Annotated in this window: 1 protein-coding gene; it reads right to left on the bottom strand. The window is 72.7% G+C overall.

The window, feature by feature from the left end; translation table 11 throughout:
- On the bottom strand, positions 1 to 249 hold a 249-nt coding region (locus ACG9ZB_RS17715; RefSeq protein ID WP_419326894.1), incomplete at both ends, for a hypothetical protein.

Here is a 249-nt window from a genome sequence, read left to right as displayed (position 1 = left end):
CCTAAGCGCGGCCTGGGCTGCGGGGAGCAGCTGCTCGTGCTCAGCCTGGACGATGCGTTCGCGGGCGAGGGCGCGGCCGGCCTTGTAGACCGGGCCGGCCAGGACGCCCACGATGATGAGCGTCAGCCACGTCGTGGGCACCGCGTGGGCGTTGATGTGTGCCTCGTAGGCGATCAGCGGGGCCGCGATCAGCAAGAGGCCGGCGGCCTCGCCGATGTGTGGCGCCCAGGGCCGCGGCATGGTCAGTCC

Origin of the sequence: Acinetobacter johnsonii (assembly GCF_048551975.1) — a bacterium.
Classification (GTDB): domain Bacteria; phylum Pseudomonadota; class Gammaproteobacteria; order Pseudomonadales; family Moraxellaceae; genus Acinetobacter; species Acinetobacter johnsonii_A.
This window is presented reverse-complemented; position numbering and strand designations above follow the sequence as displayed.